19 protein-coding genes and 1 pseudogene are annotated in these 15,749 nt (G+C 39.6%); 1 reads left to right on the forward strand and 19 read right to left on the reverse strand.

What is annotated here, in order from left to right; translation table 11 throughout:
• Positions 1-11 precede the first annotated feature (11 nt).
• The 15 genes and pseudogenes from HMPREF2984_RS04300 to HMPREF2984_RS04370 form a co-directional block, all read right to left on the reverse strand.
• Complete coding sequence (locus HMPREF2984_RS04300) at positions 12-836, reverse strand: amino acid ABC transporter substrate-binding protein (protein ID WP_003039741.1); 825 nt, start codon at positions 834-836, stop codon at positions 12-14.
• A gap of 171 nt (positions 837-1,007) precedes the next feature.
• Positions 1,008-1,226: a hypothetical protein gene (locus tag HMPREF2984_RS04305; protein WP_059221429.1), complete on the reverse strand. Its 219-nt coding sequence runs from the start codon at positions 1,224-1,226 to the stop codon at positions 1,008-1,010.
• Positions 1,217-1,674 (reverse strand): annotated as a pseudogene (locus HMPREF2984_RS09940) (SulP family inorganic anion transporter); the annotation flags it as partial. The gene HMPREF2984_RS04305 and the pseudogene HMPREF2984_RS09940, both read right to left, overlap by 10 nt.
• 136 nt (positions 1,675-1,810) lie before the next feature.
• The gene (locus HMPREF2984_RS04315; protein ID WP_003026092.1) at positions 1,811-2,212 is read right to left on the reverse strand and encodes a helix-turn-helix domain-containing protein; all 402 of its coding nucleotides are present in this window, start codon (positions 2,210-2,212) and stop codon (positions 1,811-1,813) included.
• 512 nt (positions 2,213-2,724) lie between these two features.
• On the reverse strand, positions 2,725-3,441 hold the full coding sequence (locus tag HMPREF2984_RS04320; protein WP_003026093.1) for a YebC/PmpR family DNA-binding transcriptional regulator: 717 nt from the start codon (positions 3,439-3,441) through the stop codon (positions 2,725-2,727).
• A gap of 116 nt (positions 3,442-3,557) precedes the next feature.
• A complete protein-coding gene (locus HMPREF2984_RS04325; protein WP_003039372.1) occupies positions 3,558-4,649 on the reverse strand; it encodes a nucleotidyltransferase in 1,092 nt (363 codons plus the stop codon).
• A 14-nt stretch (positions 4,650-4,663) separates the two neighbouring features.
• Positions 4,664-5,608, reverse strand: a complete 945-nt coding sequence (locus HMPREF2984_RS04330) for a hypothetical protein (protein ID WP_003039509.1) — start codon at positions 5,606-5,608, stop codon at positions 4,664-4,666.
• Positions 5,609-5,655: 47 nt separating this feature from the next.
• On the reverse strand, positions 5,656-6,390 hold the full coding sequence (locus tag HMPREF2984_RS04335; RefSeq protein WP_037566749.1) for a class I SAM-dependent DNA methyltransferase: 735 nt from the start codon (positions 6,388-6,390) through the stop codon (positions 5,656-5,658).
• Between the two features lie 87 nt (positions 6,391-6,477).
• Positions 6,478-6,843, reverse strand: coding sequence for a ribosome silencing factor (gene rsfS / locus HMPREF2984_RS04340; protein WP_003039702.1), 366 nt, complete (start codon positions 6,841-6,843; stop codon positions 6,478-6,480).
• Entirely contained in the window at positions 6,844-7,356 is a 513-nt protein-coding gene (locus HMPREF2984_RS04345; RefSeq protein ID WP_003039420.1) for a cysteine hydrolase family protein, read from the reverse strand.
• On the reverse strand, positions 7,353-7,949 hold the full coding sequence (yqeK, locus tag HMPREF2984_RS04350) for a bis(5'-nucleosyl)-tetraphosphatase (symmetrical) YqeK (RefSeq protein ID WP_003028838.1): 597 nt from the start codon (positions 7,947-7,949) through the stop codon (positions 7,353-7,355). Before yqeK ends, HMPREF2984_RS04345 begins: the two co-directional genes overlap by 4 nt.
• Complete coding sequence (locus HMPREF2984_RS04355; protein WP_003039720.1) at positions 7,939-8,580, reverse strand: nicotinate-nucleotide adenylyltransferase; 642 nt, start codon at positions 8,578-8,580, stop codon at positions 7,939-7,941. The genes yqeK and HMPREF2984_RS04355 overlap by 11 nt, the downstream gene beginning before the upstream one ends.
• 12 nt (positions 8,581-8,592) lie before the next feature.
• Positions 8,593-8,904 (reverse strand): ribosome assembly RNA-binding protein YhbY, encoded by a 312-nt coding sequence (gene yhbY / locus HMPREF2984_RS04360; protein ID WP_003039538.1) that lies wholly within the window; start codon positions 8,902-8,904, stop codon positions 8,593-8,595.
• 159 nt (positions 8,905-9,063) lie between these two features.
• Positions 9,064-10,170, reverse strand: coding sequence for a ribosome biogenesis GTPase YqeH (yqeH, locus tag HMPREF2984_RS04365; RefSeq protein WP_059221435.1), 1,107 nt, complete (start codon positions 10,168-10,170; stop codon positions 9,064-9,066).
• 2 nt (positions 10,171-10,172) lie between these two features.
• Complete coding sequence (locus tag HMPREF2984_RS04370) at positions 10,173-10,700, reverse strand: YqeG family HAD IIIA-type phosphatase (RefSeq protein WP_003039408.1); 528 nt, start codon at positions 10,698-10,700, stop codon at positions 10,173-10,175.
• 149 nt (positions 10,701-10,849) lie between these two features.
• On the opposite strand from HMPREF2984_RS04370, the gene HMPREF2984_RS04375 reads away from it, so the two are divergent.
• Positions 10,850-11,476 carry a TVP38/TMEM64 family protein gene (locus HMPREF2984_RS04375; protein WP_003039498.1) on the forward strand — a complete coding sequence of 209 codons (627 nt, stop codon included), beginning with the start codon at positions 10,850-10,852 and terminating at the stop codon, positions 11,474-11,476.
• Between the two features lie 31 nt (positions 11,477-11,507).
• On the opposite strand, the gene HMPREF2984_RS04380 is transcribed toward HMPREF2984_RS04375, so the two are convergent.
• The 4 genes from HMPREF2984_RS04380 to gatC all read right to left on the reverse strand — a co-directional run bounded on the left by HMPREF2984_RS04380 (position 11,508) and on the right by gatC (position 15,697).
• Complete coding sequence (locus tag HMPREF2984_RS04380) at positions 11,508-12,419, reverse strand: DMT family transporter (RefSeq protein ID WP_070670590.1); 912 nt, start codon at positions 12,417-12,419, stop codon at positions 11,508-11,510.
• A gap of 76 nt (positions 12,420-12,495) precedes the next feature.
• Positions 12,496-13,929 carry an Asp-tRNA(Asn)/Glu-tRNA(Gln) amidotransferase subunit GatB gene (gene gatB / locus HMPREF2984_RS04385; protein WP_059221440.1) on the reverse strand — a complete coding sequence of 478 codons (1,434 nt, stop codon included), beginning with the start codon at positions 13,927-13,929 and terminating at the stop codon, positions 12,496-12,498.
• Positions 13,929-15,395 carry an Asp-tRNA(Asn)/Glu-tRNA(Gln) amidotransferase subunit GatA gene (gatA, locus tag HMPREF2984_RS04390; RefSeq protein ID WP_049534404.1) on the reverse strand — a complete coding sequence of 489 codons (1,467 nt, stop codon included), beginning with the start codon at positions 15,393-15,395 and terminating at the stop codon, positions 13,929-13,931. The genes gatB and gatA overlap by 1 nt, the downstream gene beginning before the upstream one ends.
• The gene (gatC, locus tag HMPREF2984_RS04395; protein WP_003026120.1) at positions 15,395-15,697 is read right to left on the reverse strand and encodes an Asp-tRNA(Asn)/Glu-tRNA(Gln) amidotransferase subunit GatC; all 303 of its coding nucleotides are present in this window, start codon (positions 15,695-15,697) and stop codon (positions 15,395-15,397) included. The genes gatA and gatC overlap by 1 nt, the downstream gene beginning before the upstream one ends.
• Between the last annotated feature and the right edge of the window lie 52 nt (positions 15,698-15,749).

Consider the following 15,749-nt stretch of genomic DNA (forward strand, 5'->3'; position numbering starts at 1 on the left):
TTTACATTCTCTTATTTCACATCTGCTTCTACTGGCAAGTAACTACCGCCAAAGAATTTTTGGGATAGTTTTTCCAGAGTTCCGTCTTTATACAACTCTTGAATGCGCCTATTAACAAATGTCTTCAACTCATCTTGTCCTTTTGCTAAAAGTGGATAAACATAAGGTTGTTGGTCACTTGGTAAATCAATCACTTTCAAGTTGTCCAGTTTTTGATTTTTAATGACTGTTTCTACACCAATTTTATCAAAAATCTTATAATCAAACTTACCGTCGTTTAAATGACTCATAATCTGTTGAAAATCTGCTTTTGTATAGCTAATTTTCGTTGGATTGCCAGAATGTTCTTGGTTGTATTTTTCTAATTGTGCTGCAGTCGTTGTCCCTTGTACAACTTCTGTTGTTTTCCCACCAATATCATCCAGCGATTGAATGCTTTTATCAGATTTTTTCACCACTAAAACGTTTGGATTTTTAGCAGTTGGAGCTGCATACAAATACTTTCCTGCACGTTCTTTTGTATAGCTGATATTGTTGACCGCCATTTGGTAGCGATCACTATCCAGACCTGCGAAAATACCTGACCACTCTGTTGTTTCAAATTTTACCTTGTATTTGTCAGAATCTTTGAAGATCGCACGAACGACTTCGATTTCATAACCTGTTAGTTTACCATTTTCTTCATAGTTAAACGGCTTGGGTGAAGCATTCGTTGCGACTTTAATTTCTGTTTTTCCAGATGAAGTCGTTGATTTTGAATTGGAGCAAGCTACTAAAGCTCCTATTGTCAAAAGCCCAAGGGCTGTTAAAGAAGAATATTTTAACACTTTTTTCATATTCCTATAATAACCTCTTTCATTAAGATAAATCTTATCATATCAAATATTTTCCTTCTTGACTATTATTTGATTTTTATCAAAGTGATAGATTTTCTTTATCAAGTAGAGCTAAACGAAATCAGATTTTTACCAAACATTGATACATTTGACGAATAGTGGAAAACTCAATTACCTTTCTAAACTAACTGCGCGCGTTAAAGCGACATCAATATTAGCACAAAAGTTGTCTGCACCAACTCTATCAATAAAGCTTGCTTTTTCCATGACATGGTAAGGTTGTTCGTTGACATTGCCAAGGAGCTCTTCAAGAGCATCCAATCCTGAAATATCCATTGCAGACACACTGCGCATACGAAGAATTAAGACATTTTTACCTTGTTCAGACAAAATAAGTCCTTGATTTGTCCAACGATGATTCCAACGGCAATTCCAAGGGTAAATCCAACAGTGATGGTCTTTGAAATAAATTTAATCAGATCATCAAAATGCAACAAACCTATGCCAATGAGCATAAGACCAGCTAAGAAAGTAGCCACTGTCAGACCAGCCAGACCGTATTGCGCAATAATTCCATAAATGATAACAACCAAAGCGGCTGTTGGCTCACCAATCTGACCACGACTCCCACCTAAAAAAGGAAATGAAAAAACCAACTACAACAGCTGTATAAAGATCTTGCTTTGGATTGACCCTCGAAGCAATCGCTAAAGCAATTGACAATGGTAAGGCAATAATTGCCACGATAATCTAGCTACAAGGTCTTTGACAAATTGTGCACCCGAATAATTCTTTACCATACTAAAAACTTAGGATTGATATGCTTAAAAGCGTCCATTTCCCTGTTCCCAGACGCTTGCGAGAATCTTATTACCATTGTAATATAACCCCATGTAAAATCTCTAGATGACCTGAATATGAAAACTTACCAGAAAAGGCGATAGTTATTTCACCAACGCCTTTAACAATTATTCTCATTCGTTTCTATCCTTTAGTGAGGAGATAGAAAGGCTGGCTAAACCAAGTCCAAGCATTGTCAGTGCAGCCTTAGTGTCCACTTTTCCTAAAGCAGATAAAACCACTACAACAATCCCCATGGCTACTCCAAGTCCTCTCAACACGGTGTCAACAATATCAGATTTTCTATTTTTCTTGTTTTCTTTCATCACTGTCTGTCCTTGCATCAGCTCATCTACCGATGTATCAAACAGGTCTGCTAATTTAGGAATGGTATTAATATCTGGATAGGATAAATCTCTTTCCCATTTTGAAACAGCCTTATCAGTGACCCCCATCTTTTCAGCCAGTTCTAATTGTGTCATCCCTTTTGCTTTCCTTAATGATGAAATCATCATACCTAGTGTTTGTTTTTTCATCAGATTTTTCCTCCTTCCATTTGCTAATTATATTGTAGCACCTTTTCTTACAAACTCAATCGACCAATAGTTTACTTCTCTCAACTTATAGTTTATCACTGGTTTGTCTGCTTTTTACGCTCCTTATTTGAATTTCTAGAATAAACTAATCTACAACAAGCAGTCTTGGAAACCAACCTCACTCTTCAACTACATATTATTAGCTAGCCACCTTTTCTACCAAATTTCATGTCTACTCTATCAAAGTAAAGAAGATACTAGCTCAACATACTTACGGTCTTATAACTAAATTTCTTAAAAAACACTGAGAGATTAGTAAGTAACAAAAAAAGAGACTGGGACAAAATTATCTCAGTCTCAATCTGTATTAGTAAAAAACTCTTGACGCAGTAGCTGTCGGACTCTTCATTTGCTTTTTAAGCTCAGAAGAGTATCTAAGCAACCCTACGGTGGTGGGACAGAAGTAAAAATCAAAAATATTTACTTCTGTCCCACCACCTCTTTCTTCACTATTAAAATCCTTCTACATTTGTATAAATCTTTTGGACATCTTCGTCATCTTCCAAAACAGCATACAATTTTTCAAATGTTTCTAAGTCTTCACCTGATAAGGTCACATCAGATTGCGGAATCATTTCCAACTCTGTAACTTGGAATTCTTCCACACCAGATTCGCGGAGAGCAGTCAAAGCCTTGTGCAAATCTGTCGGTGCGGTGTAAACTGTAATGCTTCCGTCTTCTGCTTCTACATCATCCACATCAACATCAGCTTCTAGCAGTTGTTCAAACACACTGTCCGCATCGTCTCCTGCAAATACAATGACACCTTTATTATCAAACATATAAGACACTGAGCCACTCGCTCCCATGTTTCCACCATTTTTACCAAAGGCAGAACGAACATTTGCTGCGGTACGATTGACATTTGAAGTTAGTGTATCCACAATAAGCATTGAACCATTTGGACCAAAGCCCTCATAACGTCCTTCAGTAAAGGTTTCGTCTGTATTTCCTTTTGCCTTATCTAACGCTTTGTCAATAACATGCTTTGGCACTTGCGCTTGCTTCGCACGTTCAATAACAAATTTCAAAGCTGAGTTCGATTCTGGATCTGGCTCTCCTTTTTTAGCTGCTACATAGATTTCAACACCAAATTTAGCATAAACTTTTGAGTTTGCACCGTCCTTGGCAGTTTTTTTCGCCACAATATTGGCCCATTTACGTCCCATTGGATATTCTCCTTTAGATTTTCACTTTTTCAATCTTTTTTATTATATCACAAGTCAGGTTGAATTTCACTAGCAAATTATTAACAAAAAATCTGTTCCAAAAAATAATTTTTGCATCAATCTAGCATTATCGGGATTCTTCCAAAATTCTGATCCTCTAGTTGGGCGTTCCCTAGCTGATAAATACAATCAGCTCGCTGGGTTAAGGAATCCCATGGTTCTTGACCGATACGACTGACGAAGTCTGTTTTCCCTTTCATCTTTTTAAGATGTTCTCGACCTGCTTGAGTAAAGCCCAAGATATGAATACCGCTAGGCAACTGATCATTTCTTGCACCGACCAAAATATAAGTCAGAATTCGTCTGATTCGTGCTTTCGTATATCGCTTGGTTGCGACTTGTTCGACCAACTCCTCTACGCTATAACTGGTTTTCACTGCTTCCTGCAAGCGTACCGAAAGTTCTCGATTAACCTGATAAAAACTCGTCAAATCGGGATGACTGATAATCTGGTAACGCAGCAAAGGATAAAGTGCTGACCAGGTCACTTTGGGAGACTGAATCAGCAGTTCATGAGCCGGGGTAAATTTCTCCAGAAAGTCTGGACAATTAAGACGCTCTCTAAGAGCCGTAGCTGAGGCATATTTTAAATTTTCTTCTTGCGAATGATAGCCAGCTCCTTGACGCTTGATTGGAAGAATCTCAATAGCCTTTCCAGCACAAGCTTTGGCATAAGAAAGTCCTAAAATGTGATTGGGTGTATTGCCTGTGAATTTTACACCAGCAAACTTTTCCCACATTTTCTGTGTTTTCTGTGGATAAGACAAATCATCTGGCAAACTTTGTACGTAGTCCAGCATTTTCTGTTGATTATCTGTATAAATCTGTGAAAAGTGTTGATAATCTAAGACCTCTTCCGTGCCAAAGGTCAACTTATTCACACTAAGGCGCTCTAAAATATCTACTGCTCCTTGTGCGAAGTAGTCAGCTGACTGAACAGCCACCAAAAATGGCAATTCAACCACCAAATCAGCGCCATTTCGCAGAGCCATTTCCGCGCGTATCCACTTATCTACAATCGCGGGCTCACCACGTTGGACAAAATTGCCGCTCATGGCAATAATTTTCAAACCTTTAGCCTGCTCTAGCAAGTATTTATGACCATTGTGGAAGGGGTTGAATTCTGCAATGATACCGGTGATAGTCATGTGGCGCTCCTATTTTAAATTAGCTCTTCACTAACATTGTGGTTTGTTTTTTTCAACAATTTTATATTTTCATCAAGTTTAGACACTTCGTCATATATTTTCCAGACATCATCAGCATATCTCGAAGAATTATTGTATTTTAAGGCGAAATTCCTTATTCTCTGGTAAGGGTAATCATCTTCTCCTATAATATATAAATCATGAATTTCTTTCACAAGTAAAGAAACGCTATGATTATCATTTCTAGAATCATTTTGCGCAATATTTCGGGTAGAAGATTTTATAATATTCTCTATATATCTAATAAATTTTGGGCGTTCAAAATCTTCCACTATCAGAATTGCAAGAGCCAAGTAAAGTTCTTCACCTTCTAATTCAAATAAAACTTTAAACTTAGAAAGGTACAAATCCAACTTCTCTAAAATGAATCTAGTACGTCTTAAATCGTAATCATCTCGCTCATAAATAATTTGTATTGTTGAAACTAAAAATATTCCCAATATCAAGTAAAGCTGAAATGTCGTATTATTAGCATTCGGCAGTATATCTTTTACATCTCCAGTAAAAGATATTGAAGATAAATACCAATTAAACAGAATTGAACTTCCAGCTATAAAACTAACAAAAAGCCAATTTACCAGTTTTCGTCTCCCTAATACAAACACTAATAGAGAAAACCATAACCAAAACAGTACACTTATAAGCCAAAGCATATCAAATTGGATATAATTACACTCCAGTGTAGAATTTACAAATAAAGTAAATATATATGCTAGAGACGAAAAAATAGGAGAAGCCAATATCCAGAAAATAACACTGCCTGTACTGATACTATTGTTGCTTGGAGAAAAAAATCTCGTACTAAATCCCTGATAATCTTTTACATTCACGGATAAAATATTCTTCAATACACAAAATTCTATAACTACGATTCCTACAATAATTAATAATTGAAACATTAAATCATTCCTTTATACATATAATACGTGGGGATATAACGATTTTCTCATTTCTCCACCACAAAGAACCAGCGGTTTGATTTTTTGCGTGGCTTTTTGTCCTCAAAGTCGGCGTAGAGTTTGAATGATTTGAAACCTGCTTGTTCCAAGAGGATATCGTAAGTTAGAACTTCATAAGTACGTTCTTCATGAACTTCGTCATAGCGTGTGAAGCGTCCATCCTCGTCTTGCAGGAAGAAAGTCAATTCATGCACAACAGAATGCGGTGCCTCATCGGCGTATGTATCCCAGACCATGGCAAATTCTTCAGCGTTTTCATGGTAAGAATAGCCAGGAAAGACTGTGTCTGTCTGGTAAGTTGAGTGCACGTCAAAGATGAATACCCCGCCTTCGTTCAAACAGTTGTAAACTTGCTGAAAGACATCACCGACTTCAACTTCATCGGCCATGTAGCAAATTGAATCAGAGTAACAAGTCACCAAGTCGTATTTCCCAGCTTGCGATAAATCAAGCATGTTGCCCTGTTTGAATTCAATGGCTTCACCTGCTTCTTTGGCACGTTTACGAGCGATTTCAAGCATCTCGTCACTCAAATCAAGTCCTGCCACATCAAAGCCAGCTTTGGCAAAGCGTACGGATTGAATTCCTGTTCCACAAGCTAATTCTAAGAGCTTTTTCTTATTTTTTGGAAAATGGCGGAGCGAAAAATCGGTCCATTTATCATAAAGACTATCATCCATAATAGCATCATAGACTGATGCGAAGGTTTCATAAGTTGTCATCTTATCTAGAAGTACCAAAAAGGTACTCTTCCTTTCTTCTCATTGAAAGAGGTTGGGACAATGTCCTCAACCCTCATCGTTTTTTATCTACAAGGCTTGTTTCTCAAGCAATGGTGTCACATCCACACCAACGGCTTCATGCCAGAGTTTTTCAAGGTTGTAGTGATTCCGCATTTCCTCAGAAAAAATATGAACAACCACCTCGCCTAGATCCAAAAGTACCCAGCCTCCAGCAGAGTCTCCTTCTACATGGCTAGCTGATTGCCCTGCTTCTGTGACTTTTTCACGAATATTATCAGCAATAGCCTCTAGTTGACGGCTGTTCATAGAGCTGGCAATGACAAAATAGTCTGTCATCGTCGTCAATTCTTGCAAATCTAGCACAGTAATGTCTTCTGCTCGTTTTTCATCCGCTGCTTTTACAACAATTTCTAATAGTTCTTTTTTATCCATTTAATCCTCTTTTAAAATTTCTTCTAAATCAGCCACTTGGGCAAAACGTCCGTTCCAAGTATTTTCATAATGCTGTATTAATTGTTCTGCTGTAATTTCTCTTTCAGCAAAGGTAGTCGTGCCATTTTTAACAACTGCCAAATCATAACCAAACTCAAACGCCACCTTAACAGTCGTATCAATGCAATAATTCGTTGCCATGCCAATGATAATCAGCCGCTCAATAGCTTGGCTATCCAGATAAGTCTGTAAATGAGTTTCTTTAAAAGCACTATTATAATGTTTATCAAAGATTTTTTCGCCAACTTCTGGAGCAATAACTCCGTAAATTTCCCAGCCATGACTTCCTGTCAGTCGTTCGTCGTCATTGTGGCGGACATAAATCACTTCAATGTTTTTCTCACGACAAGTGGCGATTGCTTTTTGCCAGACAGATAAGCAGTTATCAACAGCATACGGTTTAGCCTCTATCAAGGCTGTTTGAATATCAATCACTAACAGAGCCATTTTCATTTGTCATCTTTCATAAAGCCAACATACGCATTATAAGTCTCAATGGTTTGTGGGAAGATAGGCAAGCCCTTATGTGCCAGGTGCTCTACCGTCCGCGCTGTTTCGTAGGCAACCGCCTTATTTAACGATTTTTTAGCAATTTCACGTGCTTGCTCCACTCCTGGAAAGTTCCGATTAGGCTCAATATAGTCTGCTACGTAGACCACCTTATCTAAATCGGACATTTGGGCAGAACCTACGGTATGAACTTCGATAGCTCGTAAAATTTCTGGATCTGTCAATCCTAAATCTTCCTGAATTTTATAAATGCCGACCATGCCATGCCAGACATTATTTCCCCAATCTTTCAATGCTGGATCCAGAGCATACTTATCAATCAGTGCCAGAAATTCTTCGTCAGAGAGCTTTTTTGCATAATCATGGAGCAGACCTGCCAAACCAGCTTTTTCTACATCTACACCGAAGCGCTCTGCCAAGTCAATCGCTGCTTGTTCCACTCCTAGACAATGTTTAAAACGTTTCTCTGGTAAAAGATGCTGCATTTTGACTAAAAGCTGCTCACGAGAAATTCCCACGTAAGTTTCATATCCCATTATTGTAAAGCCCTTCTTTCTCAATATAGTCTAAAACTGGCTTGGGTAGGAGAAAATTAGGCGTCCGACCTTGAGCCAGAAAATCTCGAACCATACTCGAAGAAATATCCATCAACGGCACATCTACCCAGATAACTGGATAAGAGGTACCAGCTTTATAACGGGGACGCTGAACACCAACAAATTGCACCAAATCAACTAATTCGTCAATTCGATGCCACTTGGGAAGGTAATCTACCATATCCGCTCCGATGATGAAATAATAATCTGTATCTGGATGTTTTTCCGTCAAGAGCTTCATCGTATCATAGGTGTAACTAATACCCTTTCTCTCTAACTCAATGGTTTCAATTCCCAGACCTTCAATACCTTCAATCGCCAACTCCAGCATTTTCAGTCGGTGTTTCTCATCAATCGTGGATTTCTTATCAACATGTGGTGGCTCATACTCAGGCATCAGCAAGACTTGATCTAAACATAATTGTTGCCGAACTTGATCCGCCACAACCAAATGGGCATTATGAACTGGATTAAAGTTTCCACCTAAAATCCCCACCTGCTTTCTTTTTTTTGCTTTTACTTCTGGTTCCAACTTCACCTTGGTGAAGGGAGTCAGTAATTCAATTGCCATAGGCTGCTTCCTCTAAATTTCTTTTACCTTTACTGAAATTTTGCGGTTTTCCTTTTTGCTAGACTGTTTGTAGAGAATTAAAATACGGCCAATTTTTTGAACAGTATCCACACCGATTTCCTCTTCGAGAATTTCTGCTACTTCATGGATGTTCTCATCTGTATTTTGTAGAAGAGTTACTTTAATTAATTCTCTAGCATCTAGAGCTTGACGAACACTCGTTTTAATCTGGTCGTTGAGACCGTTTTTGCCAATCTGAATAATGGGTTTGAGACTGTGAGCTTGACTATTTAAAAAAGCTCGTTGTTTGGATGTTAATGACATAATAAGATACAAAGAACGACAAAACCAACAGAAAACTAGGAAATTCGACGAAGAATCAATGATTTTCTAAGAGAATTTTTCTATTTTCCAAAGTTTTAACTCGTGTTCAATTCCTTTCTAAAAATTGGTTTAACTGTGACGGTTTCTTACTAGAATTCCTTAGATAATGGCTTTTCGGGTCACCACCGCTACTCCCTCTGGTGCCCAGGCTACAATCTTTGCTGGCCCTGTCACGCGAATCCAGCCCAAGCCTGAAAAGACTACATCTGTTTTGGTTTCAATTTTCAACTCATGTTTGACGAGCTGAGGAAAATCTGCCACTTCTTTTTTAGAGGGCGGTGCTAGCAAAGAGCCAACATGCTTTTCATAAAATTCTCCCGCTCCTACAAGCTTGGTGCGGTGCAATTTGAGTTCATTGTCAAAATAAGCCGTAAAGCCTTGTTTATCACCTGACACAAAATCAAAGCGCCCCAAGCCCCCTAAAAAGAGGGTTTGTTCAGGATTGAGTTGGTAAGTTTTGGGTTTGATTTCCTTTTTAGGACTGACATATTTAAGATTTTTAGCAGACAGATAATGAGCCATTTGGTGGCGGTGGATAATCCCTGGTGTGTCGTAGATATGACTGCCGTCAGCCAGCGGAATCTCAATCTTATCCAGTGTGGTTCCTGGAAAACGCGAAGTCGTAATGATTTCCTTATCCCCAGTAATTTCCTGAATAATAGCATTGATAAGGGTGGACTTACCAACATTGGTCACGCCGACCACATAAACATCTCGGCCTTTCCGATATTGCTCAATCTTTTCAATCAATTCTTTAATCGCTTGCTTGTTTTGAGCTGAAGTCAAAACTACATCAACAGGGCGCAGTCCTTCCTCGTGAGCCCGCTCCGTCAGCCATTGGGCAACCTTGCTCGTCTTAACCGACTTAGGGAGAATATCTTTTTTATTCCCGACCAACAGCACATCGTTACCAGCCACAAAGCGTGGCAAACCCGGAATCACCGAACCATTAAAATCAAAAATATCTACTACATTGACTACGAGAGCATTGCTGTCGCCGACTTCGTGGAGAAGTCTGAGAAAATCATCGTCTGTCAATTGCACATCGGTAATTTCGTTGTAGTGACGCAGACGGAAACAGCGCTGACAATACAGCTCACCTGTCTCCATTCCCTTTTCCAAAGCCGACTGAGGGGTGTAGCCAAGCCTATCCTTATATTTTGTCTGAATCGGTGCTCCACACCCAATACAGAGAATGTCTTCCATACTTAAATTCCTTTTTTATACTCAATCGATCCATATTTTTCGGTGATTTTTTTCAACACACGACGCTCACGAGCTCGGTTAATCTGGGTCTTTAACGAATCATGCTCAACCAGTGGCTTAACCAAAATCGAACGAATTCCAGCTCTATGAGCAGCTCGAATGTCCGTCATGAGTTGATCTCCCACCATGACAACTTCATTTTTTTCAAAATGAAATTCTTTCAGCGCCCGATCAATCCCCCAAGTGAATGGTTTCATAGACCAACAGACATAGTCAATTTCAAACTTTTCAACTGCTCGTTTTACTCGTTTTTTAGTGTTATTGGACACCACAATAATCCGAATCCCTGCATCGCGCACGTCATGGAGCCACTGTTTCATTTCTGGCGTTCCGTCAGGATTGTTCCATGCGATAAGAGTATTATCTAAATCCACCAAAACAGCCTTGATACCGTGTTTTTTTAAACTTTCAACTGTCAAATCATAAACTGCCTCAATCGCAAAATCAGGCATGTAGTTTTCAATTGCCACATTTCTCTCCAAACATTATACTTCTACCTATTTTAACATAAAAAAAGAGTTTTCGCACCCTAGATTTTTTCATCGATTTTATGTACAATTTGCCAAAAAATGTTTAAAAATGTTATAGTAAGAATAGAGAATTTAACACGGAGGAACTTATGGCAAATACGAGTAAGAAAATGACTGCCGTCTCCCCTCTTTTACAAAAATTTATCAACTGGTCTTCTATTGTTGGAGCAGTTGGAACAGTAATTTTCTGTATCTGGGCCTATTATACTGGCATTTTACAATCCAAAGAAACTCTGTCAGCCTTTATTAAGCAAGCTGGCATTTGGGGACCGCCACTCTTTATTTTCCTGCAAATTCTACAGACAGTTGTTCCTATTATTCCTGGAGCTTTAACTTCGGTTGCTGGTGTTTTTATTTATGGTCATATCATTGGAACCATTTATAATTATATCGGCATCGTCATCGGCTGTGCTATTATTTTTTACCTAGCGCGTACCTACGGTTCTGCTTTTGTCCAATCGGTCGTCAGCAAACGCACCTATGATAAGTACATCGGTTGGCTGGATGAAGACAATCGTTTTGAGCGTTTTTTCATCTTTATGATGATTTGGCCTATCAGCCCAGCGGATTTTCTTTGTATGTTAGCAGCCTTAACAAAGATGACCTTTAAGAAATATATGATGATTATCATTTTGTGCAAACCAATCACACTAGTCATCTACACTTACGGTTTGACATACATCATTGATTTCTTTTGGCAATTATTTTCAAAATAAAAGGCAGAGCGAAACAAACGGCTCTGTCTTTTTATAAAATGCCTTTTCGTTTTTCCACTATCAAATCTTTTATAGAAATCAAGGCAACTGCTGATAAAATCATGAACATCCCGACAAAATCCAAAAAGTAAAATTGCTCGTGCATTATGAGAAAGGCAAAAAATACAGCCGATATAGGCTCAACAGCTGCTAGAAGGCTAGATTTTACCGGTCCAACCGAACTAGTTCCTTTGAGAAATAGCGTATAGGCGATAATTGTCCCTACTAGGATAATCCCCGCTAAAGCCAGATATACTTCCATTGACAACTGCCAATGAAAACGCAAAATACCGCTAAATGGTGTTAAGACAATGCCTGCTAGCATCATGCCCACTCCAACCACCGGAATGCTACCCCACGCCTTTATCAGCTGAATCGGAATAAGAATATACAAAGCGTAAGTGAATGCGGCAAACAGTCCCCAAAACAGTCCTGCAGGCGTGACAGATAACTGATTGAGCTGTCCGTGAGTGGCAATCAAAAAGGTTCCACCAACCGCTAATATCATAGACAATACTTCTGTCACAGTAGGTGCAACACGGTCTTTGAGACAAGTGTAAGCAAGGATTCCCACCGGACAAACATATTGTAAAACGGTTGCTGTTCCTGCATTGCTTTCATAAATAGACTTTAAATAAGCAAATTGATTGAGCAACAACCCTAATAAAGCAAACAGTGTCAAAGACATCATCGTCTTTCGGTCTTTTATCATTTCAATCAATTTTCTACGATTAGTTAGCACCATATACAATACCAACAGAAGTCCTGCAATTAAAAGTCGAATATTCGTTAAAACTAAAACAGGAAATCCATGCGTCATCAAGTATTGTCCGCTCGTCCCAGACAATCCCCATGCAATTCCTGCGACTAAGGTTAAAATGGTGCCTTTTGCTATTTTTGACATATCTTACCCCCAAGCTTTTCCATTCTATGATTATAGCACAAAAAATCAGCCGAAACGACTGATTTTTTTTTAGATTTTACAACTTTGCCAATTCTTCATTAAGAAGTTTTTGAGCTACTTGTGGATTAGCTTGTCCTTTGGTTGCTTTCATGAGCTGACCAATTAAGGACTTGGCAGCATTCTTATTGCCACCCTTGTAGTCGTTGATTGCTTTTTCATTATTGGCAAAAACCTCTTGGATGATTGGAAGAAGTTGTGCTGGGTCAGAAATCTGCACTAAGCCAGCTTTTTCAACGTATTCCTTGGCTGAACCACCATTCTTCGCCAAATGAACAAAGACTTTTTTAGCGATTTTAGAGGAAATCGTACCGTCTGCCACCAAACTCAACATTTCAGTCAAGTTGACTGGTGTTAAGCCGATTTCTTCAATCGTTTTACCTTCAGCATTGAGGTATTGAGCAACCTCACCTTGGAGCCAGTTTGACACAGATTTCGCGTCTCCACCTGCTGTCACTGCAGCTTCAAAGAAGTCAGAGATGTTCTTCGTTGCTGTCAATTGCTTGGCATCATAGTCTGACAATCCAAAGTCTGCCTTGTACTTAGCCCGACGTTCTTTTGGAAAGGCTGGTAAATCTGAGCGCACTGACTCAATCCAACTATCATCAATCTCAAAGTTTGGTAGGTCAGGCTCTGGGAAGTAACGATAGTCAGCCGAGCCTTCCTTGACCCGCATAAGTAGGGTTTCACCCGTTGCTTCGTCATACCGGCGAGTTTCTTGACGAATTTGACCGCCGCTACGCAAAATCTCAGCCTGACGTTTTTCCTCAAAGGCCAGACCTTTGCGAACAAAGTTGAAAGAGTTAAGGTTTTTCAGCTCAGTCTTGGTACCAAACTCTTCCTGACCGTAAGGACGGATGGAAATATTAGCATCTACCCGCATGGAGCCCTCTTCCATCTTGACATCAGAAATGCCAGTGTACTGAATGATTTCCTTGAGGGCTATCAGGTAAGCATAGGCTTCTTCTGGACTGCGCATATCCGCTTCAGAGACAATCTCAATCAACGGCACTCCTTGGCGGTTAAGGTCAACATAAGAATAACCGTCACTGCCATGGGTATTCTTGCCAGCATCCTCTTCCAAATGAGCCCGCTCGATGCGAATTTTTTTAGTCGTACCGTCTTCTAGCTCAATCTCAATCCAGCCATTGTAGCCAATGGGCTCATCAAATTGAGAAATTTGATAGGCTTTAGGATTATCTGGATAAAAATAATTCTTGCGGTCAAAGTGCATTTTTTGATGAATGTCCATATTGAGCGCCAGAGCAGCCTTGATACCGTAATCAATAACTCCCTTGTTCATCACCGGCAAGACACCTGGGAAAGACCAGTCAATGATATTGGTGTTGGTATTTGGATCTTCTCCGAAATGAGCCGGTGCTGGTGAGAAAATTTTTGAATTTGTTTTTAATTCAACGTGGACTTCCAGCCCAATAATCGTTTCAAAGTTCATTATTTTTCACCTCCAAAAATGACTGGTTTTTGCTTGTGGTAGTCTGTCGTTGCTTCAAAAGCAGCTGCCACTTGATAAATCGTTTCTTCATCAAAATGATTTCCAATCAATTGCAGACCAACCGGAAGTCCGTCCGCAAAGCCTGCTGGAATAGAAATACCAGGAAGCCCTGCCAAATTGACCGGAATTGTCAAAAGGTCAGCCAAATACATCGCTACTGGATCGTGACTTTGAGTTCCTAAGTCGTAAGCAACCGTTGGTGCAGTTGGTCCTAAAATCAAATCATACTTTTCAAATACCTTGGCAAAATCCTGCATAATGAGCGTCCGAACTTGACCTGCTTTCTTGAAATAAGCATCGTAATAACCAGAAGATAGACTAAATGTTCCCAACATAATCCGGCGCTTTACTTCCTCACCAAAACCTTGGCTACGAGACTTGACATAGACATCTTCTAAGTTCTCAATCTCATCTGCCCGATAGCCATAACGAATCCCATCGAAACGTTGCAAGTTAGAGCTGGCTTCAGAGGAAGCGATGATATAGTAAACCGCTACCCCATATTTGCTGTGCGGCAGGCTGACTTCTTCAACAATCGCTCCCAGACTTTCCAAATGTTTAGCAGCTGCCAAAATGCGTTCCTTGACTTTTTCATCAATCCCTTCACCCATATATTCTTTTGGAAGAGCAATTTTCAATCCTTTAATATCTTGACCAATCTTGCTAGTGAAATCAGGAACAGTCCGTTGAGAAGAGGTTGAGTCTTTTTTATCATTGCCTGCAATTACGCCCAACAGCTGAGCGTTTTCTTTGACCGTCTGAGAAAAAGGTCCAATTTGATCCAACGAGCTACCAAAAGCAATGAGCCCAAAGCGAGAAACTCGTCCATAAGTTGGCTTCAGTCCGACCACTCCGTTAAAGGAAGCTGGCTGACGGATAGAGCCACCGGTATCAGAACCTAAAGACAAGCGAACCTGACCAGAAGCAACTGCTGTCGCTGAACCACCAGATGAACCACCGGGAACTTTTGTAGCGTCCCAGGCATTTTTCGTAGTCTTAAAATAAGAATTTTCACTGGAGCCACCCATGGCAAATTCGTCCATATTGGTCTTACCAATGACAATCATATCTTTCTCATGGAGTTTTTCTACACTGGTTGCATCAAAAATTGGCTTATAATTGTAAAGAATTTTTGATGCAGCTGTCGTTAAAATCCCCTTAGTAGAAATATTGTCCTTAACAGCTAGTGGAATCCCGCTCATAAGATTATCTGCGTCAATTCCCTTCGCGTCTACTGCTGCTGCTTGCGCCAATGCTTCTTCTTCACTAATCGTAATAAAGCTATCAACTGCACTTTCTCGACTCTTAATATCTTCCAGAGTAGCTTTCGCCAGCTCAACTGCGGAAAGTTCCTTTTTGACAAGGAGATCATGCAATTCTTCAATTGTTTTTTGATTCAAAGTCATTAGGCGTCTCCTCCGTCATCTAGAATAGCAGGCACTTTGATATAGCCTCGCTCTTTTTCAGGCACATTTTGGAAAAGTTCTTCTCGATTCCAACCTGCAACTGCTACATCTTCACGCATATAGTTGACATTTTCTGCAACATTTGATGTAAAAGGCACACCAGTCGTATCAACTTCGTTTAACAACTCCACCATGTCCACAATTTTTGACAAAGTTGTCGCAAATTCTGCCGTTTCTTCAGGTGAAAAAGCTAGTTTTGACAAGTGGGCAACATGCGTTACTTCCTCTTGAGTAATTTTCATCTCTGTTTCCTTTCTCTTCTTTTATTTTTCAGCATAGCCGAAAAACAATCAT

This window comes from Streptococcus sp. HMSC066E07, from assembly GCF_001814695.1.
In the GTDB taxonomy this organism is placed as follows: domain Bacteria; phylum Bacillota; class Bacilli; order Lactobacillales; family Streptococcaceae; genus Streptococcus; species Streptococcus hominis.